The 25,292-nt window shown below is 62.7% G+C and carries 22 protein-coding genes and 1 tRNA gene; 5 read left to right on the forward strand and 18 right to left on the reverse strand.

Features of this window, described 5'->3' with window-relative positions; genetic code table 11:
* Positions 1-335 precede the first annotated feature (335 nt).
* From ACEQX1_RS16310 to ACEQX1_RS16335, 6 genes are all read right to left on the reverse strand, one after another.
* Entirely contained in the window at positions 336-1,562 is a 1,227-nt protein-coding gene (locus ACEQX1_RS16310) for a hypothetical protein (RefSeq protein ID WP_370192566.1), read from the reverse strand.
* Positions 1,563-2,140: 578 nt separating this feature from the next.
* On the reverse strand, positions 2,141-3,535 hold the full coding sequence (locus ACEQX1_RS16315; protein ID WP_370192564.1) for a helix-turn-helix domain-containing protein: 1,395 nt from the start codon (positions 3,533-3,535) through the stop codon (positions 2,141-2,143).
* An 825-nt stretch (positions 3,536-4,360) separates the two neighbouring features.
* Positions 4,361-6,847 carry an AAA family ATPase gene (locus tag ACEQX1_RS16320; RefSeq protein WP_370192562.1) on the reverse strand — a complete coding sequence of 829 codons (2,487 nt, stop codon included), beginning with the start codon at positions 6,845-6,847 and terminating at the stop codon, positions 4,361-4,363.
* Positions 6,847-7,443 carry a hypothetical protein gene (locus ACEQX1_RS16325; RefSeq protein WP_370192560.1) on the reverse strand — a complete coding sequence of 199 codons (597 nt, stop codon included), beginning with the start codon at positions 7,441-7,443 and terminating at the stop codon, positions 6,847-6,849. The genes ACEQX1_RS16320 and ACEQX1_RS16325 overlap by 1 nt, the downstream gene beginning before the upstream one ends.
* On the reverse strand, positions 7,440-9,320 hold the full coding sequence (locus ACEQX1_RS16330; protein WP_370192558.1) for an ABC-three component system protein: 1,881 nt from the start codon (positions 9,318-9,320) through the stop codon (positions 7,440-7,442). Before ACEQX1_RS16330 ends, ACEQX1_RS16325 begins: the two co-directional genes overlap by 4 nt.
* Positions 9,321-9,576: 256 nt before the next feature.
* Positions 9,577-9,653: transfer RNA gene (locus ACEQX1_RS16335), tRNA-Met, on the reverse strand.
* Between the two features lie 227 nt (positions 9,654-9,880).
* Here ACEQX1_RS16335 and ACEQX1_RS16340 point away from each other — a divergent pair.
* Positions 9,881-10,840 (forward strand): Gfo/Idh/MocA family protein, encoded by a 960-nt coding sequence (locus ACEQX1_RS16340; RefSeq protein ID WP_370197094.1) that lies wholly within the window; start codon positions 9,881-9,883, stop codon positions 10,838-10,840.
* 79 nt (positions 10,841-10,919) lie between these two features.
* Here the strand turns inward: ACEQX1_RS16340 and mnmA are convergent, their stop codons facing one another.
* Positions 10,920-12,092 (reverse strand): tRNA 2-thiouridine(34) synthase MnmA, encoded by a 1,173-nt coding sequence (mnmA, locus tag ACEQX1_RS16345; RefSeq protein ID WP_370192555.1) that lies wholly within the window; start codon positions 12,090-12,092, stop codon positions 10,920-10,922.
* A 373-nt stretch (positions 12,093-12,465) separates the two neighbouring features.
* Between mnmA and ACEQX1_RS16350 the strand changes: the two genes are divergently transcribed.
* A complete protein-coding gene (locus tag ACEQX1_RS16350) occupies positions 12,466-12,756 on the forward strand; it encodes a DUF1153 domain-containing protein (protein ID WP_024348827.1) in 291 nt (96 codons plus the stop codon).
* Between the two features lie 406 nt (positions 12,757-13,162).
* Here ACEQX1_RS16350 and ACEQX1_RS16355 read toward each other — a convergent pair whose 3' ends face one another.
* Positions 13,163-13,531: a flagellar export protein FliJ gene (locus ACEQX1_RS16355; protein ID WP_210310337.1), complete on the reverse strand. Its 369-nt coding sequence runs from the start codon at positions 13,529-13,531 to the stop codon at positions 13,163-13,165.
* Between the two features lie 368 nt (positions 13,532-13,899).
* On the opposite strand from ACEQX1_RS16355, the gene ctrA reads away from it, so the two are divergent.
* Positions 13,900-14,595 carry a response regulator transcription factor CtrA gene (gene ctrA / locus ACEQX1_RS16360; RefSeq protein WP_009208810.1) on the forward strand — a complete coding sequence of 232 codons (696 nt, stop codon included), beginning with the start codon at positions 13,900-13,902 and terminating at the stop codon, positions 14,593-14,595.
* A gap of 165 nt (positions 14,596-14,760) precedes the next feature.
* Here ctrA and ACEQX1_RS16365 read toward each other — a convergent pair whose 3' ends face one another.
* Both ACEQX1_RS16365 and chpT read right to left on the reverse strand, forming a co-directional pair.
* The gene (locus tag ACEQX1_RS16365) at positions 14,761-15,174 is read right to left on the reverse strand and encodes a PleD family two-component system response regulator (RefSeq protein WP_228240202.1); all 414 of its coding nucleotides are present in this window, start codon (positions 15,172-15,174) and stop codon (positions 14,761-14,763) included.
* A 129-nt stretch (positions 15,175-15,303) separates the two neighbouring features.
* Positions 15,304-15,930, reverse strand: a complete 627-nt coding sequence (chpT, locus tag ACEQX1_RS16370; RefSeq protein ID WP_009208808.1) for a histidine phosphotransferase ChpT — start codon at positions 15,928-15,930, stop codon at positions 15,304-15,306.
* Positions 15,931-16,179: 249 nt separating this feature from the next.
* Between chpT and ACEQX1_RS16375 the strand changes: the two genes are divergently transcribed.
* Together ACEQX1_RS16375 and ACEQX1_RS16380 are read left to right on the forward strand one after the other, a co-directional pair.
* Positions 16,180-16,770: a DUF1134 domain-containing protein gene (locus ACEQX1_RS16375; RefSeq protein WP_230785682.1), complete on the forward strand. Its 591-nt coding sequence runs from the start codon at positions 16,180-16,182 to the stop codon at positions 16,768-16,770.
* Positions 16,771-16,928: 158 nt separating this feature from the next.
* On the forward strand, positions 16,929-18,068 hold the full coding sequence (locus tag ACEQX1_RS16380; RefSeq protein WP_370193753.1) for a hypothetical protein: 1,140 nt from the start codon (positions 16,929-16,931) through the stop codon (positions 18,066-18,068).
* Positions 18,069-18,203: 135 nt separating this feature from the next.
* Here ACEQX1_RS16380 and ACEQX1_RS16385 read toward each other — a convergent pair whose 3' ends face one another.
* The 8 genes from ACEQX1_RS16385 to ACEQX1_RS16420 all read right to left on the reverse strand — a co-directional run bounded on the left by ACEQX1_RS16385 (position 18,204) and on the right by ACEQX1_RS16420 (position 25,187).
* The gene (locus ACEQX1_RS16385; protein ID WP_370197096.1) at positions 18,204-19,025 is read right to left on the reverse strand and encodes a TrmH family RNA methyltransferase; all 822 of its coding nucleotides are present in this window, start codon (positions 19,023-19,025) and stop codon (positions 18,204-18,206) included.
* 102 nt (positions 19,026-19,127) lie between these two features.
* The gene (locus ACEQX1_RS16390; RefSeq protein ID WP_155898350.1) at positions 19,128-19,517 is read right to left on the reverse strand and encodes a hypothetical protein; all 390 of its coding nucleotides are present in this window, start codon (positions 19,515-19,517) and stop codon (positions 19,128-19,130) included.
* A gap of 58 nt (positions 19,518-19,575) precedes the next feature.
* Positions 19,576-20,097: a hypothetical protein gene (locus ACEQX1_RS16395; RefSeq protein WP_370197099.1), complete on the reverse strand. Its 522-nt coding sequence runs from the start codon at positions 20,095-20,097 to the stop codon at positions 19,576-19,578.
* A 495-nt stretch (positions 20,098-20,592) separates the two neighbouring features.
* Positions 20,593-21,648: a DUF3618 domain-containing protein gene (locus ACEQX1_RS16400; protein ID WP_370195160.1), complete on the reverse strand. Its 1,056-nt coding sequence runs from the start codon at positions 21,646-21,648 to the stop codon at positions 20,593-20,595.
* A complete protein-coding gene (locus ACEQX1_RS16405) occupies positions 21,645-22,088 on the reverse strand; it encodes a phage holin family protein (protein WP_370195162.1) in 444 nt (147 codons plus the stop codon). Before ACEQX1_RS16405 ends, ACEQX1_RS16400 begins: the two co-directional genes overlap by 4 nt.
* Before the next feature lie 11 nt (positions 22,089-22,099).
* Positions 22,100-22,894: a hypothetical protein gene (locus ACEQX1_RS16410; protein ID WP_370195165.1), complete on the reverse strand. Its 795-nt coding sequence runs from the start codon at positions 22,892-22,894 to the stop codon at positions 22,100-22,102.
* A 149-nt stretch (positions 22,895-23,043) separates the two neighbouring features.
* On the reverse strand, positions 23,044-24,162 hold the full coding sequence (locus ACEQX1_RS16415; protein WP_370195166.1) for a YihY/virulence factor BrkB family protein: 1,119 nt from the start codon (positions 24,160-24,162) through the stop codon (positions 23,044-23,046).
* Positions 24,163-24,533: 371 nt separating this feature from the next.
* Complete coding sequence (locus tag ACEQX1_RS16420; RefSeq protein WP_187390165.1) at positions 24,534-25,187, reverse strand: DUF1236 domain-containing protein; 654 nt, start codon at positions 25,185-25,187, stop codon at positions 24,534-24,536.
* Positions 25,188-25,292: the final 105 nt, after the last annotated feature.

Below are 25,292 nucleotides of genomic sequence, written 5' to 3' on the forward strand. Positions count from 1 at the left end.
CGCAGCTCGCCCACCATTTGCCGGAGGTCAGGGCCCGCTGGCCTGCCTGATCACCCACGGTCCTGAAGTCTGAGCTGCCCGCCTTCGTTCGGCTGGATGCCACCCGCACCGCTGACTGATCCCTTGTAGCCAGCCAGCACGCGCGATCTTCGGCTCTCTCCCCTGCAGCCGATTTCCCTCGATCCGGAAGTGCATTCCGGCAAACACCGTTTGCATCTGACCCGATCGCGCCCATTACTTCTGCAAACGGTGTTTGCCAGACTCGCGATTCAGGTATCGAGGCAGCAGCAGCAAACAAGGGGCGGCCCGCGGCCGCCCCTTGTTTATCTCGTAGTCTACGACGCTTCGGCGCTCCGCGGCTTGGCATCGTTCGCCGCGCTCGTCGTCCTCTCCGAAGTCGTCGGCCCGTCTGCTTTCCGCGGCTTCTCCAAGCTCACGACCGAAGGGTGAGAAACGTTCGGTGCGGCAGGGGGCGCGTCGGCGGAAGCCTGATTGACCTCGGCTCCTTCGTTGGTGACCTCCTCGACTCCGATGGCAGCGACCTCGTCGATCGCCACGGCGGTGGGCGCTTCATCGGCGGCTTTATCGGGGACCGCCTCCGCCACCGTGTTCAGATCCTCCGTGATGAAGAAGGTGTCGCCTTCGGCTTCCCGTCCGAGAGCCCAGCGCAGTCCGGGCATGAGTTCGTCACGAATCTCCTGCTTCAACGGCTCCAGCGGCACGCCCTCGCCACGTCCGGAGTTGAACAGCGTCTGGCCGAAACGCTTCCATGTCGGGCTGGGCCACTCCCGGATTTCCATCAAGGCATAGCCGAGCTTCTGATCGGCAGCGTCGTAGAAACCGCAGCCGGACATTCGCGAGAGCTCCATGCTCAGCCACTTCGCGCGTGCCACGAGGCCGGCGAGCAGATCGGGCTTCTTGACCAGCAGGCGTTCGCTGTCGTCGGGATACACCTCGTTCAGAAAGGCGAGCAGTTCTCCGGCCACCTGGAACCAGCGCTTCTGCGCGGTCACGTTGCACTCGGCAACGAACGCCTTCAGCCCCGCCTGCCCGCCCTTTTCAGCCCGCCCGCGCAGCTTGGCCGGATCCTTGTACTTTTTCAGCACCCGGGTCACGTCGGCACCCAGCAACGTCTCGCCGGACTCGATGAGGTCGAAGATCTCGGCAACTGCCGCCTCGGGCGCGTTCGCCATTTCGTAGAGGGCCGAGGACTTCAGGCCGAGCCGGATCACCTTGGCCTTCTGGGCGTTGAAACGCTCGTGCACCGCGACGTAGTTGCTCGCGGTGCGGGTCGTGAAGTTGAGGCAGCGCTTGCGGACCCATTCCTCGTACCGCTTAGGCAGGCTCTCCTTGGCCTTGGCGAAGCGCTGGCCGAGACGGAACACCTCTTCCCGGTTGTTGCGTGCCGCCGACACGCATTCCTCCTCGATTTCCAGAAGGTCCGTCTTGACCTCAGCCGGGACGCCGGTGAAATCGAAATCCTCCGCCTCGCTGGCGGGCTTGGCCTGTTCGGCCGTCTTGGTCTTCTTCGAACTGGTCTGCTTCTTCTGACTTTCTGCCACGTTGATCCCCTTGGTGAAGAAACCAGCGTGCTGTCGCGAACGATGAGCTGCTGACTTCGAGGCGCGGTCTTAAAGGGCACAGCTTCAAGCTTGTTGAACAGCTCTGCTAAATTTGTAGGCGATGAAATACCGCTTGTGATCGTGAGGCTAAGCCTGTCGATCGGCTTCCTCCGGGGGACTCCAAATCAGCAAAATTTTCCGATCTGCGCGGCGAAGTTGCTACGAGTCGACCAACCCCGGGAAGCGTGTCGCTACAGAGCTTTCATAAACCGTCACGACACAAGCACGCTCGTGCATGCATGGTCATTGTCGTACAACGGTTTATCAGCCAGCCGCTCTCATCACGACGCCGGCATCCAGACCCTTCAACAGCTCGCAATCGAGGTTAACTTCGCCTTCGCCCTAAAGCGCGCCCCCATTCTGACGTTAATATGATTGCAGCTAGGCCCGCCCATTTGGTCATTCCAAAAGCGTTAACAATCCTGCAATTGGCCGTCCGCGTCGCGGGCATCATGACTTAAGCACCTGGCACTGGCTTGTCTCGCAACCATTCGATTTCGAAAGGAAGGCCCTGAGTTTCATCCACGTCGCGCTCGCTTCTTTTGAACATCTCGCGCACGATCACCAGCTCTCAGAAAATCACGAACGTAGCTGCCGAAATCTGCTCCTTCGTCATCCACGACAGCGCTCGGTGAGATGCCCAACGCAAGGGCAAGAATGACAAATATCTTGGTAGCCAAGAGAATACGATGATTCTCGAAATCTTCATTTTCGAGACGATCAAGCTCAATGAAGCTACCCTGATGGCTTCCCGCATGGATATTGATCTTATCCTGCAGCATAAGAGGTAAGCCATGTTTCTCATATTCATTGAGAGCAAAAGCCGTGTCAACAAAAGGGATTGTACGCCAAATTCCCGAGACCTCCATTTTCGCATAGACCGGGCCTGCCCAGCCGAAATCTCTTGCCAAGCTCGTTTGAATGCGCGCGATTCCTAACAACACTTGGAGAAGAATATTGAGATCAATGACTGTTGGACGCGAATAACGCTGCTTCTCGCAGATTCGCAGGAACCAATCCGTATGTTCATACCCGGCAAACCAGTTGCCGAGATCATCAAGGCTGTCACAGCGAAACTTCGAGAGTGGAATAATGACCTCGCTCCGGAAGTTTCCACCCAGCTTCCACGTCAGCCCTAACGATTCAGGATCATTTGCTGCTACCTGGCGGCAGACGAAACCTTTCGAAGTTTGATATACACTCTCGAATGGTAGCGCGTAGCTCCCCTCGACATCTGCCATTATATCGCGCACCCTCCGCAGCGATATGCCGTTCATTGATCTATGATCGCCCCAAAAATCGGCGATAAGAAAAAGGCGAACGTAAGCGGCGTTTTCCTCCGCCTCGGATGTTTCTATTTCGCGCCCGATCCACTCAGCGTATGCTTCCGTGATTTTCGCCGATCGGCTCCAAAGCTGATCAAGAATGAACCTGTCATTCTCGGGTCGGGGTTCGGAGCCATCACCGACCCGGCGATAGATTCTGCCGTCCTTATGAATGTATGGTGCTTCCGGACCCCATGGAACTTGCGCCATTATCACGCATCTACCTTCCGACAACCCAATCGCCTCCACCGGCCCCTTGAGTGCCTTCACTCTGAAATACGGAGACGGTTGCGCCTGAGCTGCAACCGCCTGCCTGATGCGCTGCAAAACGCCGTCGGCTTCCTCACACGCGATTCCGGAGAACGCACCTGCAACAGCCTCGTCTTTGGATTTTTCTGAAATCCCGTAGAAAATCCAACCACCATAAGTGTTCGCAAATGCTGTCACGGATTTGGCAATGGCACTCGCGTTAGATACCTCACGCTTGTATTCAACATACCAGCCTTCAGCGACCGAAAAGAGTATCGCTAGGTCAGTTGCGTTGATTTCATCAAAGGACTTACCGAATGGATTATAATCATATCGCATTAATACTCAATCGCTAACGAGCCGCACGTTAGCGGCATATAACTGACTATTTAACTGATTAGAACAGTGATGTCCCAGACAAGAAACGATCACTACGTCCCTCAGTGGTACCAGCCCGGGTTCTTCGAACCGAATTGCTCGTCCATAGCTCTGGTGGACATGATGCCGGAGCGCAGAATCCTTCCCAATGGACACGTGACCACTCAGAATGGCGCGTGGAACGATACGCCGACGTCCAAAGCGTTCGTTCAAAGGGATTTGTATTCAACATTCTTTGGGACGTCAGTTGACGATGGGATCGAGCGGCTCCTGTTCGCCGATATTGACGGCAGAGGCTCGCAGGCGTTGCGCGCATTGTCTAGCACTGACGTTCGCGACTTAGTGAGCCGCTGTGCAATGCTGATCGCGTTTCGCAATTGGCTCAACTGCAACGTATCAGCTTTCGCGAACTAAAGCGGGTAAACGCTCGCAAGTTCCACGCCAGTGCGCCCGTTGCCGTCGAGTTCGATCACTCGCAATGGATGTGCAGCGCCGAATGGGGTGGGGACAGTTTTGACGCACGCGAACTTCTCGATTAGATGGCGCGCTAAGGATCGGCTCGACGTAGTGATAACAAGATTTAGCGACTGACTTCCCTCCAGCACTGTCGCGCGAAGGATATCTAGCAACCCAACCCTATTGAGATCGTCGAGGTGAATCACGGGTTCGTCCAGAAAGAAAGTACCACCTAGGCTACGAGCTCGTGCCAAGAACAGCGCGAGCGCTAGATCTTGTCGCTGTCCTTGACTGAAGTCTTTTCCAGGATCAAGCTGTTCGCCACCTGCATCAGCGATGCCAGTGCAGAAAATTGGCATCTTCGCCTAAATTGATGTGATCGTACACGCGATTTGCGTGCATCCGGGCGAACAAAGGATTAACGACACGACTCAAGGCTGATACTTGGTTGCGGCTTGTCCTAGTGTAGGTATCGCGGAATACCGCTTGTGCACGGCTCGCGGCCTCAATACGCGCCTGCAACCGCTTCTGCTGCATGAGCAATGGCTGGATCGCTTCGCGCAGCTTAGCAAGGCGACCGCGACGAGTCTCCAAAGACCACGCCGCGCGCGCCGCTTCGATATGAGAGCCTGATTTGGTTAGACGTTGTTGGGTTCGGACAAGCGCCTCCTTAATGCGAGCAAGAGCGGTATCGGACCATGGCGTATTCGGCGCGGCAGTATCCCAGTATGCACGCAGCATCGCGAGTTCCGAGCCCTTCTCTTTCAGTGTGGCGCGGCATTCGCGAAGGCGTTGCTGAGTGGCAGCGTGCTCGGAGCGGAGCCGATCGCGAGCAGCGCTAGCCTGCTCGATCAGCGCTACCAGCGAAGAGAGCTGGCGTTGGACAAGTTGGTAGCGTGCATTGAAGCTCGTGCCAAGCTGATCCAACAGGCTGGAAAGCGGTGTTTCCACTGGGAGCAGCGGCCCCAAATCATCAGAAGGCGGCAATTGAACTCTGTCGTGCGCCTCGATCAGCGAAGCCAAAGCCTCAGCGATATCGAGGCGCTTAAGTGCACCGGCAATGCTAACAAGCGGCTGGTCAAAAGCGATGCCAAGTTGCTGCAAATCGCGCTGGCGGCGGTCAGCGTTGGCGATAAGGCCTGTACGCTCAAGCTCAAGCGCTTCGACTTGGCCCTTTGCCGCAAGTGCAGCGCTGAGCCGGGCATGCGCCGCCGAAGCTGCCTCGGTTGCTGCCGCGGCGTCGCTGCGGGCAAGCTCGACAACCTCCGGCCCAGTATCGAGTACGGCAGCGATGGCAGCGCGCAACCGCGCAGCATCGCCCCAGTCATGTGCACATGCCGGGCAGGTACTGGCGGCGCCGCTGTGGTCGTGGGCAAGGAGATCGCGCGCTGCCGCTTGGAGGCGCCTAGCTGGATCGGCCGTGGCCGTTAGCAGGGACTGCGCGGTGCGTGCCCGTATCTCGGCATCACCAGCATCGCGGCGGAGGACCGCCAAAGCCTCTTCGGACAAGAGCTGCGGATGAAGCCGAGCGAGATCAGCATCGAGAAGACGCATCCGCTCCGCTTCGACACCGGCCTGTCCCAGCGCCGCGCGCTGAAAACCGAGCGCGCGACGCCGTTGTTCGCGGGCCCCCCTGGTCCATTCGCTCTCAGTAATGCCCGCGATCAGAGTGGCTACGGTCTCCTGGCCGGAAGTCGACATCCCGGCGTCGTTTAGACCCAGAATCAGTGTCGTAGCTAGCTTGGTCAGTTGGTCCCTAGACGATGTGAGCGCACGGGATGCTTCGGTTGCGACTTCCCGCGCGATGCTGTGCTCGGCCAGCAGAGCAGCCGCAGCACGTCCTTTCTCCTCAATGTCGGCGAGCGTTTGAGCGAGCTCGCTTTCGAGCGTCGTGGTATCGGCAATTGCTTGCTCAAGTGACGCGCGCGCCGGCCATTGGGACTCGACCAAACGCATAGCAGTCGTTTGAGACTCGAGCGTGTGCTGAAGACGGCGATGGATGGCAGTTAGCCAAGTGAGCTGTTCGTCGACCGTTATGTCGGCGTTGCCGCTCACCTCATCGGCCTCTAGCAGGATGATAGCCGTTGAGATTTCGGAGTGCGCCGAGAGGGCTTTGTTGTCTTTGGAAGTGTCGCCGACAAGCGCTTGCTCAAGCTCGCGGGCTTCCGTCGCCCGTTGATCGGTCGATTGCTCTAGTACGCGCATACGCCTGAGAAGTTCTACGGAATATTTTTCGACCTGCTTCTCTGCATCGAGCAGGTGGCGAATCCCGAGCAGGTCAGCGAACACTTGGGCGCGACGCTCAATAGTCTCCTCGTCGGTGTCGATCAGCGCCGCAAGAGCCTCGGCGCTCAGGAAGCGCGTGCCCTTCAGCCAACGCTGGCGCAGGTTAATCGCCGTTAGATGATGCGCCTCATTGGCCGCAGCGGCCGGCGCCAATCGGGAAAGCAGATCATGCGGCCCATATTTGGCGGAGGATGCTAAGTCAGCGCCGAAGGTGGCAGGAGACTGTGCGCCTTCGACTTTGCGCGAGAGGAAACGAGGCGAGCCCTCTACTAGTAGTTCGGCCGAAGCGGACGGCGGCTCGCCGCTGTCCACAAACCTTGAACGGAGGACCCTAGCGTCGAAATCCCTGCCATCCTTCAGCCGTTCGATTTGTCCGGTTAGTAGCCATTCGGCGGCTTCGCACATCGTGGTCTTGCCCGTGCCGTTAGGTGCAAAAACCAGGGTCAGTGGTGCGGATAGATCGAACACGACAGAGTCCCTGATTCCGCGGAAGGCGGTGATGCTCAGCGACTTGAAACGAACCCCGCCCATCAGATTGCCTCGTCCTGACCGATAGTGAGCGCCACACCCTGCTCAGAGAGCCGATCCCACAACTCTTGGGCATCTTTGTCGAGTTTGGGCCAATAAGGTTCGGCGCCAGGCGCCTCCTCAGCATCGGGAAGTCCGAGTACCGTGACATCGGCAACGCGCGCCCAACGGTTAGGCTCGTGGCCGGCGTTGGACAATTCCGACGGCCAGATGAGATGTTTGCGGCACACCTGCGCAGAGAGTTCAAGCCGACGCACGTCTTCACGAGCGTCGTCGCTCGGTCGCTCCGGCAGCGCCAGCACTAGATAGCCGTCGATTGGCTGCCCGCGCGCGTTCTGCTCTTTTTCGACGAGCACCTCGTCGAGCCACGCTTGGCCCTTTCGCGCTGCGTCTTCGATCGAAGCAACGTCGCTAGCGAAGCAGGGCCAGAGAAGAAGTTGGGCGTAGTCTGACGACCAAAGACAGGCTTCTGCGGCTTCTGGAGGGAAACCATTGGTAGCAGGAATCATTTGGCTCCGGACTAGCCCAACTTTCACGCATAGGGTCTCGAGTTGATCGCGCGCGCCAATTAGATTGATTGGTGTTCTAGGCTCGATCATGCCGCGTTTCCTTCCCCGAAGCAGCCGCCAATCCGGTTGAGCAGTGCCGAAACCCGCGCGGAGTCCTCCCCGGCGACGTAATCCGTATAAACATCGGCGACGTGTGAGAGACGTAAGGTGGCAACGCGACGTCGGCCGCGTGCAGCCGTTAGGTCTCCAGCGATGCCGCCAAGGCTGCCTCCGACTCGGAGATCAGCATCCGAGGCAGGCGGCATACTGATATCGTCGCGCGGTTGGTCATCAATCTCCTCATCATCCAGATCGCCGAGGGGCGATGCGCCGAGCACAACAAGGCGAGGATGTATCGCGCCGCCTAGCCGCCACGTTGCCAAATGACGCCTGATAGCGCGGCGCGAATCCGTTGGCGATCGCCACACGAGCAGATGAATTTCTTGCGAACCGACAGAGAGCTGGCCGATGTGCTCAGGGCTCACTTGCCAGTCGATGCCATCGATCGACTTAAGCGTCGCAAGTGCGTGCAACCCAGCCTTGAGTGCGCTGGCAATCTCGCTGTCACTAAGACCGTCTGGATGGACGGGCTTCGCAACGCTCACTCCGCCAAGCGTCGCATTGAGAATATCCGATGGTCTAGGCGAAACCTGACACTCGAGTTGCGTGCGAATCGCCTCGATTCCAGCGGCAAGGCGGGGAGCTGCGCCCGTCTCGGGGGGGTGACGGCGTAGGAAGCGAGCGACCTCGCATGCAGTTAGATCGGGCGCTGCTGCAATCGGCGTGGCAAGCCCACCGTCAAGGACCGGGCAACACATATTGCCGCGCCAAACAAAGCTACCGTTGATCGGGTTGTAGGGTGGCCAAGCAAGAGAACCGGCTGCTATCGAAGCGTTGGTTTGGCGTACGACAGCACCTACTACGCCCTGCGCTTTCAGTGCGCGAGCAGCAGGTAACCCGGCCTGTCCCTTAACCAAATCTCCGTAACGCGCGAACACGCCACTCAGACTTCGCCATTTGTCTGCATCCTCGTCTGCATCTGGGATGTCATGGGCGACGTTGCAGAGTGTCACAGCGCCCGTGCGGTTAGCCAGGACTGTGTTGAGCAGCGAGTCGATTGCGACTGCCCAATTAGGATTGAAGCCTAATTGAAGCAACGAACCGATGATCAATGCCGGACGATCGGCCGCAACTTGTGAGAGGGCCGCTTGTAAGCGCGCTTGAGGAGATGCAGCGTTCTGGGCGGCGGGCTGGACTAAGTCGGCGCAAATCAACGGCAGCAGATCGAGATCGTGAAATCGTAGATGGAGGACCGTTCCACCGGTCTGGAGATCGTCAAGCTCGACTGCTTCGTACGCCTGTTGAAGAACATTCTTTAGGTAGGTGATGCAGTGCGTGGTACCGCCGGGATCGTGTAACCAACACCACCCGCCGTTAACCCGCATGACGGTGCTAATTGCGTCTACTTCCTGACGCCAAGCAAGGTGCCGCACCGTTCCGCCCGCGACAGCACCGATTTGCCAATCAAGCACGACCTGCCCTGGGGTTGCACCAAAGCCGGCGATGAGGACAACCGGGCGGTTGGCTGCTCTGACAATGTCGTCAACGGCTTTCCAATCGCTCGAGCCAAACGCGTATTCAGGCGCGACCACAAGCACCGGGCCAGCCCCTGGCAGCATTTCGGCTATTGCTGACCGGGGATGATTGGCGCCGCCAATGAGCAGATCCCGTAGCGCGTTAATCGCGACAGGACGGCTCAAATCATAATGCGCATGCTGCACTGTCGGGGGAAGCTGCATCAGACAGGTACTAAGTTGCCCGCCGGAAAGCAGCGACGAAGCGACATCGACCCGGGTACGCTGATCTTCATAGTGGAAAACGAGGTTCGGCACGTGCCTAAATGTATTCGAGTCGCTAAGCTTCTGCAACTCGCTGACGCCACCGATATCCAGCTATTTTTTGCAGCAGATGAGGTTGGCTAAACTGAGGGCCTAGAGGTAGAGCAGCGGAAAGCTGCGCCACGATTTCCCATCTCCACATCGAGCACGCGATTTAGGTGCCCAGCAATATGCAATGGTGAGCGGTGATGGCACGGACTTGGCACGAGAAGCACCCGCGACCGAGCAGCACACAATCTCGATCGACTACCCTTCTCGACAAACATAACAAAATCAGTGAGTTAAGTGGTAGCGGGAGAGGGACTTGAACCCCCGACACGCGGATTATGATTCCGCTGCTCTAACCAGCTGAGCTACCCCGCCACGGAGCGGATCGTCGCAACGACCGCTCGGAACGAGGGCGGATATAGGAGAGGGCGCGGACGCCTGTCAATGCCTTCGCTGAGCTTTCGCCCAGGAAGCCGCGATGTGGTGGCGCCCGGCCCCTCGGGCCGCAGGTCTGCGCGCCCTGCGCCACGCTCGGCCGTGCCCGACTTGCGAGGCGTCCGCCGCTTCGCTAGGTCGAGGCCATGTCAGCTGAGGTCCGTGCCATGTCTCCAAGAATCGCCGTCGTCGGATGTGGGCAATGGGGCCAGAACCATATCCGCACCCTGGCCGAGATCGGTGCCCTGGCCGCCGTCGCCGACCGCAACCCGGACCGCGCAGCAGCCTTCAGCGAGCAATATGGCGTTCCCGCGCTCGCGCCCGAAGCCGCCATCGCCTCCCCGGACATCGACGCCCTCGTCCTGGCGCTGCCGGCCTCGGTGCATGGCGTCACCGCCCGCGCCGCTTTCGCCGCCGGCAAGGACGTTCTGATCGAAAAGCCGATCGCCCTCGACCCGGCCGACGCCGAACGCACCGCCGCGGCCGCCCGCGAGGCGGGACGGCTGTTGATGGTCGGCCATGTCCTGCGCTTCAATCCGGTGTTCCGGGCGCTCTGCGACGAGGTCGCGGCGGGGCGCATCGGCACGCTGCGCCACATGATCTCCACCCGCATGGGCCTCGGTCGCTTCCTCGGCATGGATGTGGTCTGGGACCTCGCCCCGCACGATCTGTCGATGGTGCTGCATCTGGCCGGCGCCCATCCGGTCGATGTCGCCTGCCGCCGCCGCACCGTCCTCAGCGACGAGACCGACATTGCCGACATCGTCATGGACTTTCCCGGCGGCGTCGGCGCCGAGATCCATGTCTCGCGCGTCTCGCCCTATCGCGACCGGCGCTTCTCGGTGATCGGCACCAAGGGCATGCTGACCTTCGACGACCTGGCGCCGGAGGGGGAGAAGCTCGCCTTCTACGCCCACACCGTGTGGCGCACGGACAATGCCTTCGCCTTCGAGAACGCCCCGGCGCAATATCTGGAGACCGAGCCGGGCATGCCGCTGGACCGCGAGCTCCGGCATTTCATCGAATGCATCGGCACGCGGGCCGAGCCCGAGACCGGCGCCGACGAAGCCGTCGAGACGGTGCGGATCCTGTCCCTCGCCTCGCCGCTGGCGCGCACGCCCGGCTGATGATGAAGAAGGCGACCGTCGGGAAACCCACCGGTCCTTCGCCGGCCTGAGCGCCTGCCTGCTTCCCGCCTGATCGCGCCTATTCGGCGGCCAGCACCGGTGCGGCGCGCTGCGCCCTCTGCGGCCGGTCGGTCTCGCTGATCACGCCGCCGCCCAGCACTTCGGCGCCAACGCCCTCGCCGCGATAGAAGACGCAGGCCTGCCCCGGCGCGACGCCGTCCTCGCCCGAGGCCAGCTCCACCGTCCAGACGCCGTTCTCGACATGGATGCGCGCCGGTGCCGGCGGCCGCGTCGAGCGCACCCGCACGTAGATCTCCTCGTCCGCCGCAGCCATGTCCGCCGGATCGGTGCGGCCCAGCCAGTTCACGTCGCGCAGGGTCAGACGGCGCGTCGCCAGCGCCTCGCGCGGGCCGACGACGACCTGCGCCGTCGCCGGATCCAGCGCCACCACATAGAGCGGATCGGCCGCGGCAATGCCGAGGCCCCGGCGCTGGCCGATCGTGTAGTGCACGATGCCGGCGTGGCGGCCCAGATGTCGACCGTCCAGATGGACGATGTCGCCGGGCTCGCTGGCTTCCGGCCGCAGCTTGCGGATGACGTCGCTGTAGCGGCCCTTGGCCACGAAGCAGATGTCCTGGCTGTCGGGCTTGGCGGCGACGACAAGCCCGTGCCGCTCGGCCAGCTCACGCGTCTGCGGCTTGGTCAGCCCGCCCAGCGGGAAGCGCAGGAAGTCGAGCTGCTCCTGGGTGGTGCCATAGAGAAAATAGCTCTGGTCGCGGTCGAGATCGGCCGGCCGGTAGAGGCTGCGATGGGCACCGTTCTGTCGGCTCTCGATATAATGGCCGGTCGCCAGTGCGTCGGCGCCCAGATCCTGCGCCGTCGCCAGCAGGTCGCGGAACTTGACCGTCTGGTTGCAGGTCACGCACGGGATCGGCGTTTCGCCGGCCAGGTAGCTGGCGGCGAACGGATCGATCACCGCCTTGCGGAACCGGTCCTCGTAGTCGAGCACGTAATGGTGGATGCCCAGCGTCTCGGCGACGCGTCGGGCATCGTGGATGTCCTGGCCGGCGCAGCACGAGCCGGCGCGCCGTGCCCCCTCGCCCGCATCATAGAGCTGCAGCGTGATGCCGACGACGTCGTAGCCCTCCTCCTTGAGGATCGCGGCCACGACGGAGGAATCGACCCCGCCCGACATGGCGACGACGACGCGCGTGTCGGCGGGTGGCTTCGGCAGATCGAGACTGTTCGACATCGGCCACTCCGGCAGCGTGTTCGAATGGACGGGATGTGGGTACGGGAATGCCCGCTTCTACCCGCAGGCGGGGACCGAATGCAAAATCCCTGTGGCGGCAGCATGACGGCAATGCCGACTCGCGACGCGCAAAAAACTCCGTCGCGGCCGCGATTTTTCGCCCTGGCGGGGCGCCGATCGGGGCTTGCGGCGGCGAAATGCGGATTTTCGGAGGCCACTTTTCACGCCGTCAGGGCGAAAAAGCCGGGATTCGCAGGCAGTTGGCCAATTGCTTCAAACTGTTATCGAAACCTTACGCGACGCTTGACGGATTTTTTAGGAGCGGCGTTCTAGGTTGGGGCTCGATTAGGTCTTGAGTGTTGTAGAGAGTACAATGACCGATCAGGTTAGACCACGCGTTAAGTACGTCATTGGCCCCGACGGCAGCCCGTTGACGATTGCCGACCTGCCGCCATCCAACACCAGACGTTGGGTCATCCGCCGTAAGGCCGAGGTCGTTGCCGCCGTGCGCGGTGGCCTCCTCAGTCTCGATGAAGCCTGCTCGCGGTACACGTTGACCGTCGAGGAGTTCGTCTCCTGGCAGATGTCCATCGACCAGCACGGGCTTGCCGGACTGCGCACCACGCAGATCCAGGAATACCGCAAGAAATCCGACCTTCACTGACGGTCGGATCGGGCCCCGCCTCGTGCGGGGCTCTCAGCGCCCGGCTCCGGCCGGCCGCAAACCGGTTGATCCGCCTGCCGCGGTCGCCTCACGGCGCCGTGCCGTCGCCGATCGAATCGCTTGGACCGCGCTGCGCACGAATCCGCCGGTCCGATTCCCGCTCCCCTCCCCTAGCGCCTTTTTCCGCCCGTTTGACGGCCGCTCGGCCTGAGCGCGACGCCTGTCGCGGCATCGCCGCGTGGCCGATCCCGATACGGAAAATGCCAGGCCCGCCCAACTGGCGTCCTGGCACTGAGATCACGCGGCCTTTCGAAAACCGGGCCGACCGGTCACCGCCCCCGTCGCCGCGCGGCGCCAGGGGCTGAGTGAAAGATTGCCGGCGCGGTTCGCGCCGGGCGGTCGCTGGTCAGCCGACGGCTTCGCGGCGGTCGTCGTCGCCGTCGCGCTGGCCGTCGCGCAGCTCCAGCTTCTCGGCATGCAGCAATTCGGCCTCGGCCTCTTCCAGCGCCAGCTTCGCGGCGTTGATCTGGGTCCGCAGGTCCTGGACCGAATTGGTCAGGTTGTCGCGGCGCGAGCGCGCCGCCTTGGCGAAGGTCGGATAGGCGAAATGGGTGATATCGGTAATCCCCGCCTTCTTTTCCTCATTCGAAATCTGATGATCGAGCTCGGCCGCCATCCGGGCGAACTCCCCCATCATCAGTTCGAGCTGCTCGAGCTGACGACGCTTTTCGCTGACCTTGAAACGCGTCAGTCGCACCAGGTTGTCACGCTTCATCACTCAAACTCCAGATGACGGGCTCCGTCTGACGGCCCGGAAAAGATGCGGCGGACGGTTTTGGGCAAGCCTCGTGAGCTATGCGTTTAACCGTCTGTTTACGCGCACCATTAATCATAGGGGTGAGGATTTAAGGCTGGGTAAACCGAACGCACCGACTTTGGCGGATCGCTCAATCAGGCGGAACACCGGGGTCAGACCAAAGGAAACCAGGTCTTTCATCGCAGGACAGATGCCCGCAGCCCGGCCGACCGTTCGGATTGTGAGCATTTGTTAACCACTTCGTGCCACTTTTGGGCCGAACTTTAGACAAACCGGGGCCATGCCGTTTACCCGAATCGGCAGGGCTGGGCTAAGAGGAATTTCTGATGCGCGTTCTTTTGATCGAAGATGACAGCGCGGTCGCGCAGAGCATCGAGCTCATGCTCAAGTCAGAGAGCTTCAACGTCTATACGACCGATCTGGGCGAAGAAGGCGTCGACCTCGGCAAGCTCTACGACTACGACCTCATCCTTCTCGATCTGAACCTGCCGGACATGTCGGGCTACGAAGTCCTGCGCACCCTGCGCCTGTCCAAGGTGAAGACGCCGATCTTGATCCTCTCCGGCATGGCGGGTATCGAGGACAAGGTGCGCGGCCTCGGCTTCGGCGCCGACGACTACATGACCAAGCCGTTCCACAAGGACGAGCTTGTCGCCCGCATCCACGCCATCGTCCGCCGCTCCAAGGGCCATGCCCAGTCGGTCATCAACACCGGCGACCTGACGGTCAATCTGGATGCCAAGACGGTCGAAGTGAACGGCCAACGCGTGCATCTGACCGGCAAGGAATACGCCATGCTGGAGCTGCTCTCGCTGCGCAAGGGCACCACCCTCACCAAGGAAATGTTCCTCAACCACCTCTATGGCGGCATGGACGAGCCCGAGCTGAAGATCATCGACGTCTTCATCTGCAAGCTGCGCAAGAAGCTGGCAACGGCCACCGAGGGCAAGAACTACATCGAGACGGTCTGGGGCCGCGGTTACGTGCTGCGCGAGCCGGAAGTCGCCCGCGGCGCCGCCTGATCGCGCGCCCGGCTTTCTGATCGCGTCCCGGATCCTTCGGGACCTGTCTTCCAAACGGCCTGCCCGGTTCCCCGCGGCGGGCCGTTTGGCATTCGGGCTTGGCTGTTTTCGTGCTGGCTGTTGCGGATGATCGGCGCGATGCGCCCTGCCCCGCAGAGCCCCGACTTACGCGGCCGAGGCCGAAGCCGAGGCGCCTTCCGCGCTGGTGCCGGCAGCCTGGACGAACGGCGTCAGCCAGCCTTCCAGCGCGCTGCGATCGAATGGCTTGTAGATATAGTCGGTGACGCCGGCCCGGCGCAGGCGCGTCATCAGGCCGAGATTGGATTCCACGATCGAGGCGAGGATCACGGTCGGCCGCCCCTCCGCCTCGGCGCGCAGATGGCGGACCAGCTCGACGCCGGCCGGATCTTCCGCCGACGCCGCGACGATCACGATCTCCGGCAGGCCGTTGGCGGCGACCCACGCCTTGGCCTCGTCGCCCGAGGCGACCCCTTCCACCGTCAGTCCCATCTGGAACAGGATGCGCGACGCCACCTTCCGGATCACCGGAGCCGGATCGACGATCAGACAGCTCTGCATGGGCGCTCACCTTTCCTGACGGGGCCCGGACAATCCGTCCGGAACACCTTCGTGGTGGATCAGTCCTAGCGCAGCATCTTTGCTGTTTCGTTCAGGAACAGGGGTAACATTACCTAAACGGCGCGGCTGTCAGGCCACCGTGAACAGAACCGAGCCCTCGGTCTTCTCGTGCGCGACCGTCAGGCCGGATTCCTGTGCCAGGAACAGCGTGTAATAGGGCTGGATCGTCTGGGCATCCATCGCCTCCTGCGCCACGTCGCCGTTGAGCAGGGCCATCAGCCGCGGCTGGATGCGGATGCGGTCGCCGGTGGCGCGCACCGTGGCGCGCGGCGGATCGATCGATTCGATCACCACCTTGATCTCCCCGCCCCGGCTGATCGAGGCGTTGGCCAGGACGATCAGATTGAGGATGATCTTGACGAAATTCTTGGCCACGTAGCCCGGCTCGCCCTCCCAGACGATCGCCGCCTTCTCGTGGTTCATGTAGCCGTTGGCGACGGTCTTGGCGTCGTTCAGGTCGATCGTCGCGGTCTGCGAGCCGGCGGCGCCGAAGGCGATGCGGGCGAACTGCAGCTTGGCGACGGCCGATTTCAGCGAATGGCGGACCAGCTCCATCGATTCGGGATCGTTCGGCATGTCGTCCAGCAGCTCGAGGCCACTCTGGATTCCGAACACCGGCGAGATGATGTCGTGGCACAGCTTGCTGGACAACAGCGCGGCGAGATCCGCAGCCGACAGTTCGGGAAGGGTTGTCATGCAGGAGGTTCCGTTCGATCGAGCCATGGGGAGCCGACGGCGAATCAGCCGTCTCGCTTTGGCACAAAGCATGGGTTCCTGCCCGGAATCCGTCAACCGAGCCGCGTCATCCGTACCGCCGCGACACGCACATTGCGGGCGTTAGGCGATTGGAAAGCATGTTTTGGTCAAATGCCGGATATCGCGTCGCAAGCGGGTACCGGGTCGGTCGTCGATCGCCCGCGCCCGCCCTGTCGAAAGGAACCGAACATGAATGCCATAACAGGGGCGGTCCGCAGTCTCCTCTTCGCTGCCGCCACCGCATTCCTCGTCGCAGGCTTCGGCGCTGCATCTCCCGCTTACGCCCAGGCCGGCACCAGCGGCTACAACACCGACGAGGTCATCGCCACCGGCCATAAGTTCTTCGGCACCACCTCCGGCAGCCTCGCCCAGGTCGTCGAGCAGGCGTTCAAGAAGTTCGGCTTGCCGAACGGCTACATTCTCGGCGAGGAAGCCGCCGGCGCCTTCTTCGGCGGCCTGCGCTTCGGCGAGGGCACGCTCTTCACCAAGAATGCCGGCGAGCACCGCATCTTCTGGCAGGGGCCCTCGCTCGGCTTCGATGTCGGCGGCGACGGCGCCCGCACCATGATGCTGGTCTACGATCTGCCCTCGGTGGAAGCCGTCTATGGCCGCTTCGGCGGCGTGTCGGGCAGTGCCTATCTGGTCGGCGGCCTCGGCATGACGGTGCTGACCCGCGACAACATCGTGCTGGTGCCGATCAAGACCGGCGTCGGCGCCCGTCTCGGCGTCAATCTCGGCTATCTCAAGCTGACCCCGATGCCGACCTGGAATCCCTTCTGAGCCCATCACCCGCGCGGCGGCCGGTCAGCCCGGCCGCCGCAAGCGTTGCCCGATGACCATACCGGACCGTGAATCGCGCACCGAAAAGCCCGGGCCTCGGCCCCTATTGTCGCTTCGTGCGTTATAAGGGTATCCGAAAGCCCCCAGCGTAGGTCCCCATGATCGCCTCCGGCCTGATATTCCTGTTCGGCTTCTTGGCCGCTGCCCTGATCGCCCTGCTCGTGTCGCCGATCGTCTGGCGCCGCGCCAAGCGACTGGCCCGCCGCGAGTTCGAGGCGACGATTCCCGTCAGCGCCAACGAGATCCGCGCCAGCTACGACCATGTCCGCGCCCAGGCCGCCATGGAATCCCGGCGCCGCGAGATGGAAGCCCATGCCGTGCGCGAGAAGGCCGCGCTGGAGCGCGCCGAGGCCGGCCGCGTCGCCGTCGAGAACGCCGATCTGCGCGGCCGCAACCGGGTCCTCACCGAGACCGTCGCCCAGAACGTCGCCGACCTGAAGGAGCTCTCCGCCGCCCTGGAGGCTCGCGAGCAGGACTATCGCAAGCTCGAGGAAGAGCTGCGCGAGACGGTCCACGACCTCGACCTGCGCACCGAGGAGATGAACGCCCTCTCCGATCGCTTCCGAGACCTGACCGGCATCGCCGAGGACCGCAAGCTGAGCATCGTGTCGCTGGAGACCCGGCTGGAGGAAGCCCAGGACGAGGTCCGCTCGCAGGAGCGCATCGGCCGCGAGCGCGACAACGCGATCGACCGTCTGCGCAGCCAGGTCGGCGCCCTCGACGCCAGCCTGCAGAAGGAAAAGGCGACCGCCCGCAAGCTCGAGGAAAAGGTCATCCGCCTCACCGCGCGCCTCGCCGACCAGGACGAGCGCCTGGCGCTGCACGCCGGCGGCCGGGACAGCCTCGACGACGCGGATGACACCGATCTGCCGCAGGCGACCCGGTCGGACGACACATCCCCCGACGACATCGACAAGACTCCGGTCGTGGCTGCCGCTGCCCCGGTCAGCGCCGAGGCCGTGCGCCGCCAGCTGGAAGAACATCTCGACCTGCCGGCCCATCCGCTGGGCGGGGACGACGACGAGGAAGCGCTGCGCGAACGCATCAGCGACATCGCCGCACGGGTGATCCACCTGACCGGCAAGGCCGAAGGTCCCGATTCCGTCATCGAGCGCATTCTGGCCGCCGACGAGTCCGGCAAGACCGGCACCGCCGAGAGCGGACGCCCGACACTGGCCGGCCGGGTCCGGCGCCTGCGCGCCGAGGAATCGAAAACCACCGGACAGGCCGCCGAGTAACCTGCGCCCGCCGGCGCCTCGTCGCCCGACAGTCGAGCGCCCCCGCCTGACAGCCGAGCCGACCCTGCGCCCCACCGCCGCCGATCGTCCGTGCCGCGTGCCGGCTGTTGGCTGCTCTTGGCGCCTGCCTCCCCGCTACGCCGCGGTGCCATCCCCGGCAAACAGCCGGTGCAGGACGATCGCCGCCGAGGTCGCGACATTCAGGCTGTCGAGCCCCGGCGCCATCTCGATCCGCACGGTCTCGACCGCGCGCATCAGCTCCGGCGACAGCCCCTGCCCTTCGGCGCCGAGGCACAGCGCCGTGCGCCCCGCCGTCGCCAGCCCGGCCAGCGGTGTATCGCCGGCCGGCGACAGCGCCAGGACGCGGTAGCCCGCCGCCCGGCACGCCGCGACGAGGCTCTCGCCCGTCCCCTCCCGGCACCAGGGCACCGTCAGGGCCGTGCCCACCGACACCCGCAGCGCCTTGCGATAGAGTGGATGGCAGCTCGTCGCGTCGCAGAGCACCGCACCGGCGCCGAACGCCGCCGCATTGCGGAAGATCGCACCGAGATTGTCGTGGTTGGACAGGCCCACGGCGATGACGATGGACCGCCCGCCGGCCGCGGCGATGGTGTCGGCCACCGACGGCCGGGCTCCGCGCTCCGCCCCATGGGCCAGCACGCCGCGATGCACGGCAAAGCCGGCGATCCCGTCGAACACCGCCTGGTCCGCCACATGGATCGGCACGTCGTTTGGAAACCGCGCCAGCCGATCGGCCAGTCCGGCCAGCCGGTTGCGCAGGATCAGCAGCGATGTCGGCCGGAAGCGCGGCGACACCAGAAGCTGGTCGAGCACCACCGTGCCCTCGGCGATGAAGCCGTCACGGCCGACGAGATCGCGGTCCCGCACATTGCGAAACGGCTCGACCCGCGGATCGGCCGGGTCGTCGATGGCGATGGTGGAAAGCGAAACCGGCATGGGAGACGTCGGACCATTCGAAGAGCAGCGCCGTAGCGCCCGGGGCGGATTGCGTATCGCCGATCGCCGCAGCGGGCAAACCGGCAGGCCGCATCGCCGACATCAGTCCGGCAGTTCGAACTGCGACGCCCCCGAGGCCTTCTCCATCTCGAAGGTCACCCGCGTTTCCTTCCACTCCTCATAGGGGGCGTCCGGGGCGCGCAACGGCAGGCAGCGCTTCATCGCCCTCACCGCCGCATCGCGCAAAGTCCGTTCGACGGCATTCGCCGGCACGTAGTCGGTGCTCGCCTTCACGAGATCGGCGTCGGGCGCAAGTTGCAGGACGAAGGTGATCGGCCGGACCGAGGTGGCTCGCTGCGCCGACGGAGAGGTCCAGCACCGCTTCACCTGCGCCTCGATGCTGGCAACCGGCTTCTGTGCCGAGGCGACGGTCGTGGTGAGGCACAGGGCGAGTGCCAGTGTGAGAATCTTCCGGCCCATGGCTGCGGACAATCGGTTTTCCCCGTTGCGATGACGATACAGACAGCGTCCTACCACGCCGCCGCCCACGTCAGCGAGCGACGAACTGGCGCGCCTCGACACGAGAGCGGGAAGCGCCAGCCGGATCGGCCCGGCCCCGCCACCGCGATGCACCCTGCATCGCGCAAAAACGCGGCACGACGTCCGGCTTCTCGCCCCAGTCGATCCGGATGACCCGCTGCAGCACCAGGGCGATCACGGCGCCGATGGGTTCGGCGGATTCGCGCATGCCGGCGGTGGCGTCGACGAGGGTCGCCGATCCCGCGTCCTCGAGGTGGGCGATCAGCCGGATGCGATCGCCCAAGGGCACCATTCTTCGGGCATACCGGAGCATCTCACGGGCATTGGAGATGGCGGGCTCCGCCCGGATCTCGCTCTCGCAGATGGCACTCCAGACGACCGGTTCGTCGATCGGCGCCAATTCCACCGGCCCGGCGTCGCGGAAAACCTGCGATCCACAGGCATAGTGGACGAGAAAGTCCGGCACATGCGTGACGATCACGCCATCGCCATCGGCAAAGTCGACGCAAAGTCGACGCAATGCGGCAGACATTGCCAGGCCTCGACCTCTTCATCGAGATCGAGGAGCAGCCCAGGTCGTGGGCCAGCGAAGAACGGAACAGCGGGAGGCCGACGCAGCGGACGGTGCCCGCCGGCAGATAACGCCGGGTGGACGCCTTGCGGCGGATCCGGCCAAGAGCGACGGGATCGGAATGCGCGGCGGGGCCGCCCTCTCTCGGAAGGCGGATAGACAAGTCGGAAATCATGGAGGTCGCTCCGGTGCCGCGCCATGGCGGCAAACGCTGTCAGCGCCGGAGGACGATCTCGTCTAACCCCGGCAGGCGATGGCCACGGGTTTCGCAGTCGACAGCAGAATGAGCGATAAGTTCAGCATGGTTAACGAGAAGTGCCAGCCGGCCCCACGCAATCAGACCGCCGTGGCTAAGCCTTGCGCAGCTCCGGGGGCATCATGCCGCTGCCCCTCGGTGATCCCCATCGGAAAGCCGCGACCTCGACAAGGTCACACTTGTCGAGGTCGCCGACTTTTTTACAGAAGCCCCTCTCGCTTCGCTTCTTCCTTGGCTTTCCCGCCAGCGGCTTCGGCTACGCCCGAAACCTTCTGCGCCACGGTTTGCGAGCCCGCGTCATTCGTCTCTGGCTTCAGGCCTTTGTCTTCCGCAGTCTCGCTCGCTGCTTCATAAGCCTTGCCTGCAACGTGCTCGGCCTTATGCAGCGTGTCGCGGCCCTGTTCGAAAACCTCATCCCGGACGTGGTCTCGCGCCTCGCCCATCCATTCATCTTCCTGACGGGTGGCCGGAAGCATCGCCCCTACCGCTGCACCAATCGCAAGGGCAACAGCTCCGAATACAAGCGGCTCGTCGTGAATAAGGTCTGCGACGTTGCGCTGTGCTCGCGAACCGGCGCGATACGCTTGCCGCCCCGTACGACGAGCGCTCTCCATGGTGGCCGATCCCGCAGAACTCATCGCATCACGGGCGTCGTGCATGCCACGGGTTGTCGCGTCTGCCGCTGAACCCGTTGCGTCGGAAACGGAGTGGCCCAAGCCCTTCGCGGTATCCGATACACTCGAAGCAGCATTCGAACCTGCCTCGCCCGCGGATCCGACCGCTCGGGAGAGCCGATCGCCCATTCCAGAGCTACTGGATCCCGAAGTGGCCGCAGGGGACGCAGACGACGATCCACCGCCCGCCCCCGAACTGCCGAAGGAGGTACGACCCGCTTCGGTTCTCTCCGCGTACCGTCGATCGTCTGCCGGAAAGGCCTCGTCGAACCGATCGTACTCGCGGTCCTCTCGCCAGCGAGCCAAGCGATCGGAAGCTTCGTGCGTTTTCGCCCGTGTCCCTTCACCGAGGAGAAGCCAGGCCAGGCCCGCTCCGACCAAGCCAAGCGCCAAAGGGTTATCCCGAACCTGGCGACCCAGATTCTTGACCGTATCCGCGCCTTGGCCTTCCTTCAGGTATCCGGAAAACTCGTCAACGATCTGCCCGACCGACAGACGATCCCTGATGGCATCGAACGTCGAGTCCAGATTGGAACGGTGAGTTTCGGCTTCTCTTTCCAGCCGATCGGTATCGCTGCTCATCGGGTTTGCTCCTTGGCAAGCTTTGCATCCTTGCCCAGCTGCCTGGTTGTACGGGACGGCATGAGGCTGCCGGGGGCGAGTTCCTTCTTCCCTTTCATAAGCAGCACCGCACCAACCGCTGCGAGAGCTACTCCAACGATCAGTGCGGCCCAGCCTGGTCCGATGTCCGGATCGCCGATTTTCGAGATCGCAGTGACAAGCGCCGCGGTCAGCGTAATCAGGGAAACAAGAAGGCAGATTGCACCCGCCGTTATCAGTCCGCCGCCCGCCTCGACCTGGGTGATCTTGTCCGACATTTCTGACCGGATGAGGCGCGTCTCAGTCTGAACGAGTTCACTCGTCTCGCGAAGCGCATGCACGACAAGGTCGGGCAGCGAGCGCGGCTCTGCTGTCGTTCGTGTCTCCGAACGCGACTGCGGATCGTTGGGATCAACGCTCATGATTTTCCCCTTTAGCGCTTAGGATGGGAAGACGTGGTGTTTGTGGATGGGCTCAGGGGCGAAGCGGCAGTAGCCCTTGACGCTGAGGACGTCTCTCCCGCCGGGCGCTTCGGAATACTTGGAGCTGCCCCGACACCCCGGGCGGTTCCTGTGACAGGGTCGCGATCTCTTGGGAACGCGCCTTCCGTCGGCCGCGGCTGGTCCGAATAGGAGGGGCGATAACCAGCAGGTACTCGACTACCGACAGGGGAGTTGGAACGGTCAGCAGAGGCCATGTTGCGGCTGGCTTCGTCCCTTCCTTCGCCACCGGCGTAATCGCGTTGGTCGTGCTCGCCTGATGAACGAGCGAAACGGCCTAACGCCAGTCCAGCGAGCGCCGCGCCGACCAGGAATGTCGCAGGCCGCTCCCGTGCGAAACGAGCCACCGACTGCGTAATCTCGCCAATATCCTTGCCGTGAATGGTTCGGGAAGCCTGCTCGAGCCCGCCGGCAACTTCGCGAACCAGGCTCGACGCCATCGACTGATCGCGCTCTCCCAACTCGTCAGATGCGTTGCGAACAGCTGCAGCGAAGTCGTCGAGACTGCCCGCGGCTTGCTCTTTCCCTTTTTCACCCTCTTCCCGCGCCCGGGCACGGGCCTTCCCTGAAAGATCGGACGCCGCCTCGCGAATGCTGTCTGCGGCATTGCGAGCTTCATCTTTCGCCGACTGGGCTTCGGTCCGAACGCGATCTCTCGTCTGGTCGAGATCATCCTGGGCTTGACGGGTCCCAGTTTTCGACGGGGTTGATGGATTATCAGAGGTCATAGGTTCAAACCTTTCAGCTGATGCCAAGGAGAGACAGGACGACGAGGACGACGACGATCAGTCCGATGACGTAGATGATGCTGTTCATGGGGCGGCCTTTTCGCTGGTGGGATTGGTGGAGCACGGTGCCGGCATTCGATCCTCATCGATCATCGGTGATTGTCCCGTCGCTGCATGGCAGCCAGGATCAGCGTTGCGGGCAGAGCAAAAGCTAACGTCCCCCAGGACACTCGCTTCCGGGCGTTCGGATGGTCCCGGCGGGTCCGGTTCGGGGCAGCTTCAGACGCGAGACCAGCCTCGTCGGATGCACGGCGCGAACCGCCGCTACCGGCGACATGGTCTGCAAATTTCGCGCCCCGCATGCCCATCGGACGAGGTTCTCCCGTCGTTGAATCCCTTGCGGTCTGATGCTCCATTTCCGAATTCAGTTCTCCGCCGACGATCAGGATCGTCGTGGAAAGCCAAATCCACGTCATGAAACCGATCAAAGCGCCGAGCGAACCGTATGTCGCGTTGTACGAACCGAAATTCGCGGCATACCAGGAGAACAGCACGGAGGTGATGACGACGAGGACCATCGTCAGAAGAACCCCGGGACTGATCCATTTCCACTGGGCGGATTCCCGGCTGGGACCCCATCGATAGAGGGCGGCGATCCCGAGAGAGACCAGAATGGCCATGCCGACATAGCTGCCGATTCTAATTAGCCATTCCACTCCTTGGCCCAGCCCTATGGCGCTGAGGATGACGGGGACGACAAGGACAACACCAAGGAAAAGGACAGCTGCGCCGACAGCAGCGATCGTAAACGCAAGGGAGATCAACGTAAGTTTGAAAAATCCCCGGGTCTCGGGCTCGTCGTAGGCAACGTTCATTGCCTCGAAGAGAGACTTCATTCCTGCGTTCGCACTCCAAAGAGCGACAAGCAGCGAAATGACGAACGTAAAGCCAAGCGTAGCGCTGTCCTGCTGCGCCAGCCGCTCCAACTGATCACCGATAATCTGCATCCCACCCCCCGGAACGACCGCCGAGAGGTTTGTGACTTGCTGCTGGATGGTCGAGGGATCGGCAAACAAGCCGAAGACTGACACAAAGGCTGATAATGCAGGCACCATCGCAAGCAGTAGGTAGTATGTAACACCCGCAGCAACCAGCATAACGCGATCGTCGCTTATCTCAGCGTAGACCCGCCACAGAATGTCCTTCCAGCCGGCTGGTGGAATCTCTGACGGACCCGTCGCTTTCCTACCGCGATCACTACCGGACATATCTTCGAGCCAAGTTGTTAGCCGACCAACTGTGACAATCGGTCATGATGTTCTTCGGCTTCTCAACTGCTTCTGAACGATGGGGTTCCCGATGGGCGCTCGAAAATTCGGATCTCCAGGCAACTGACCGTGGTGGAATCGGCTAAAATCTCCGATGCCTCTCTGTCTCCCAGTGTACGGACGGGCTTCAGGGCTTCTACCCTTGGCCCCTACCGAAGCGGCCCATTTCGCCGGAGTGGCGGCGGCGCCCAGTATCGACACGCTCGTATGGACAAGCGAAAGCCCGGTCGCTCCTTTCTGGAACAACCGGGCTATTGCGCGGTAACAAGAGGCCGACGGACGCTAGAAAGCGTTCGTCGGCCAGTCGACATTCACCGGACGACGTACACGACCTGACGATTGTTCGGGTCAACCAGAACCGGCTGACCGTTCACGTAGACGTACCGATAGTCGTAGTCCGGGATCGTCTGCAGTTCCACCGTCTCGGGCACCTGCGCGCCGACGACGGCCTCGCCTTCCAGATAGACCGGATCCACGGGGTTCGACCGGACATACTCGATGCGCTCGTCCGGCGGATTCAGCGCAGCGCCGGCAACAAGCCCAGCAGCACCGCCGACTGCCGCGCCGATTGGCCCGCCGACAAGTGCACCCGCGACGGCTCCGGTCGCCGCACCGGCCACTTCGCCAGCCCCACCTTCGTCTTCATAGGTAACGACCGGGTATTCCGTCCGGCGCTCAGTGACGACCACCGTCTCACCGCCCGCATCCGCTGTCAGATACTGGCTGTAAGCCCAACCCGACGTGCCATCGACAGTGACCCGGCACCATGAACCGCTGTCTGTGCAGCCTTCCAGCGTAGCGGTATCCTCATTGCCGATTACGCCGACGATTTCGTAGGTGGGACCAGGACCGGCGCGAACATTGAGGTCGGTCGTCGCCGAGACCGCGGTCTGCGCGGAGGCAGGGATGGCCGACATTGCAAGGATGGTAGCGGTACTGGCCGCGAGAAGGGTGTTGAGTTTCATCGTTCGTCTCCCGTTTTTCTGATCACAGCCGTGTCGGTTCAGACGCGCTGTTCGGGTCGATAAACAAAGGGAGTGGCGAACCAGTTCCGCCTCGCGAATTGGGGA

The organism is Aurantimonas sp. (genome assembly GCF_964217435.1).
Lineage (GTDB): Bacteria > Pseudomonadota > Alphaproteobacteria > Rhizobiales > Rhizobiaceae > Aurantimonas > Aurantimonas coralicida.

Coding starts and splice junctions, on each gene's coding strand:
- ACEQX1_RS16315 (WP_370192564.1), bottom strand. CDS start 3,535: ATGCGATATGATTATAATCCATTCGGTAAGTCCTTTGATGAAATCAAC.
- ACEQX1_RS16320 (WP_370192562.1), bottom strand. CDS start 6,847: ATGGGCGGGGTTCGTTTCAAGTCGCTGAGCATCACCGCCTTCCGCGGA.
- ACEQX1_RS16325 (WP_370192560.1), bottom strand. CDS start 7,443: ATGATCGAGCCTAGAACACCAATCAATCTAATTGGCGCGCGCGATCAA.
- ACEQX1_RS16340 (WP_370197094.1), top strand. CDS start 9,881: ATGTCTCCAAGAATCGCCGTCGTCGGATGTGGGCAATGGGGCCAGAAC.
- mnmA (WP_370192555.1), bottom strand. CDS start 12,092: ATGTCGAACAGTCTCGATCTGCCGAAGCCACCCGCCGACACGCGCGTC.
- ACEQX1_RS16350 (WP_024348827.1), top strand. CDS start 12,466: ATGACCGATCAGGTTAGACCACGCGTTAAGTACGTCATTGGCCCCGAC.
- ACEQX1_RS16355 (WP_210310337.1), bottom strand. CDS start 13,531: ATGAAGCGTGACAACCTGGTGCGACTGACGCGTTTCAAGGTCAGCGAA.
- ctrA (WP_009208810.1), top strand. CDS start 13,900: ATGCGCGTTCTTTTGATCGAAGATGACAGCGCGGTCGCGCAGAGCATC.
- ACEQX1_RS16365 (WP_228240202.1), bottom strand. CDS start 15,174: ATGCAGAGCTGTCTGATCGTCGATCCGGCTCCGGTGATCCGGAAGGTG.
- chpT (WP_009208808.1), bottom strand. CDS start 15,930: ATGACAACCCTTCCCGAACTGTCGGCTGCGGATCTCGCCGCGCTGTTG.
- ACEQX1_RS16375 (WP_230785682.1), top strand. CDS start 16,180: ATGAATGCCATAACAGGGGCGGTCCGCAGTCTCCTCTTCGCTGCCGCC.
- ACEQX1_RS16380 (WP_370193753.1), top strand. CDS start 16,929: ATGATCGCCTCCGGCCTGATATTCCTGTTCGGCTTCTTGGCCGCTGCC.
- ACEQX1_RS16385 (WP_370197096.1), bottom strand. CDS start 19,025: ATGCCGGTTTCGCTTTCCACCATCGCCATCGACGACCCGGCCGATCCG.
- ACEQX1_RS16395 (WP_370197099.1), bottom strand. CDS start 20,097: ATGTCTGCCGCATTGCGTCGACTTTGCGTCGACTTTGCCGATGGCGAT.
- ACEQX1_RS16400 (WP_370195160.1), bottom strand. CDS start 21,648: ATGAGCAGCGATACCGATCGGCTGGAAAGAGAAGCCGAAACTCACCGT.
- ACEQX1_RS16405 (WP_370195162.1), bottom strand. CDS start 22,088: ATGAGCGTTGATCCCAACGATCCGCAGTCGCGTTCGGAGACACGAACG.
- ACEQX1_RS16410 (WP_370195165.1), bottom strand. CDS start 22,894: ATGACCTCTGATAATCCATCAACCCCGTCGAAAACTGGGACCCGTCAA.
- ACEQX1_RS16415 (WP_370195166.1), bottom strand. CDS start 24,162: ATGTCCGGTAGTGATCGCGGTAGGAAAGCGACGGGTCCGTCAGAGATT.
- ACEQX1_RS16420 (WP_187390165.1), bottom strand. CDS start 25,187: ATGAAACTCAACACCCTTCTCGCGGCCAGTACCGCTACCATCCTTGCA.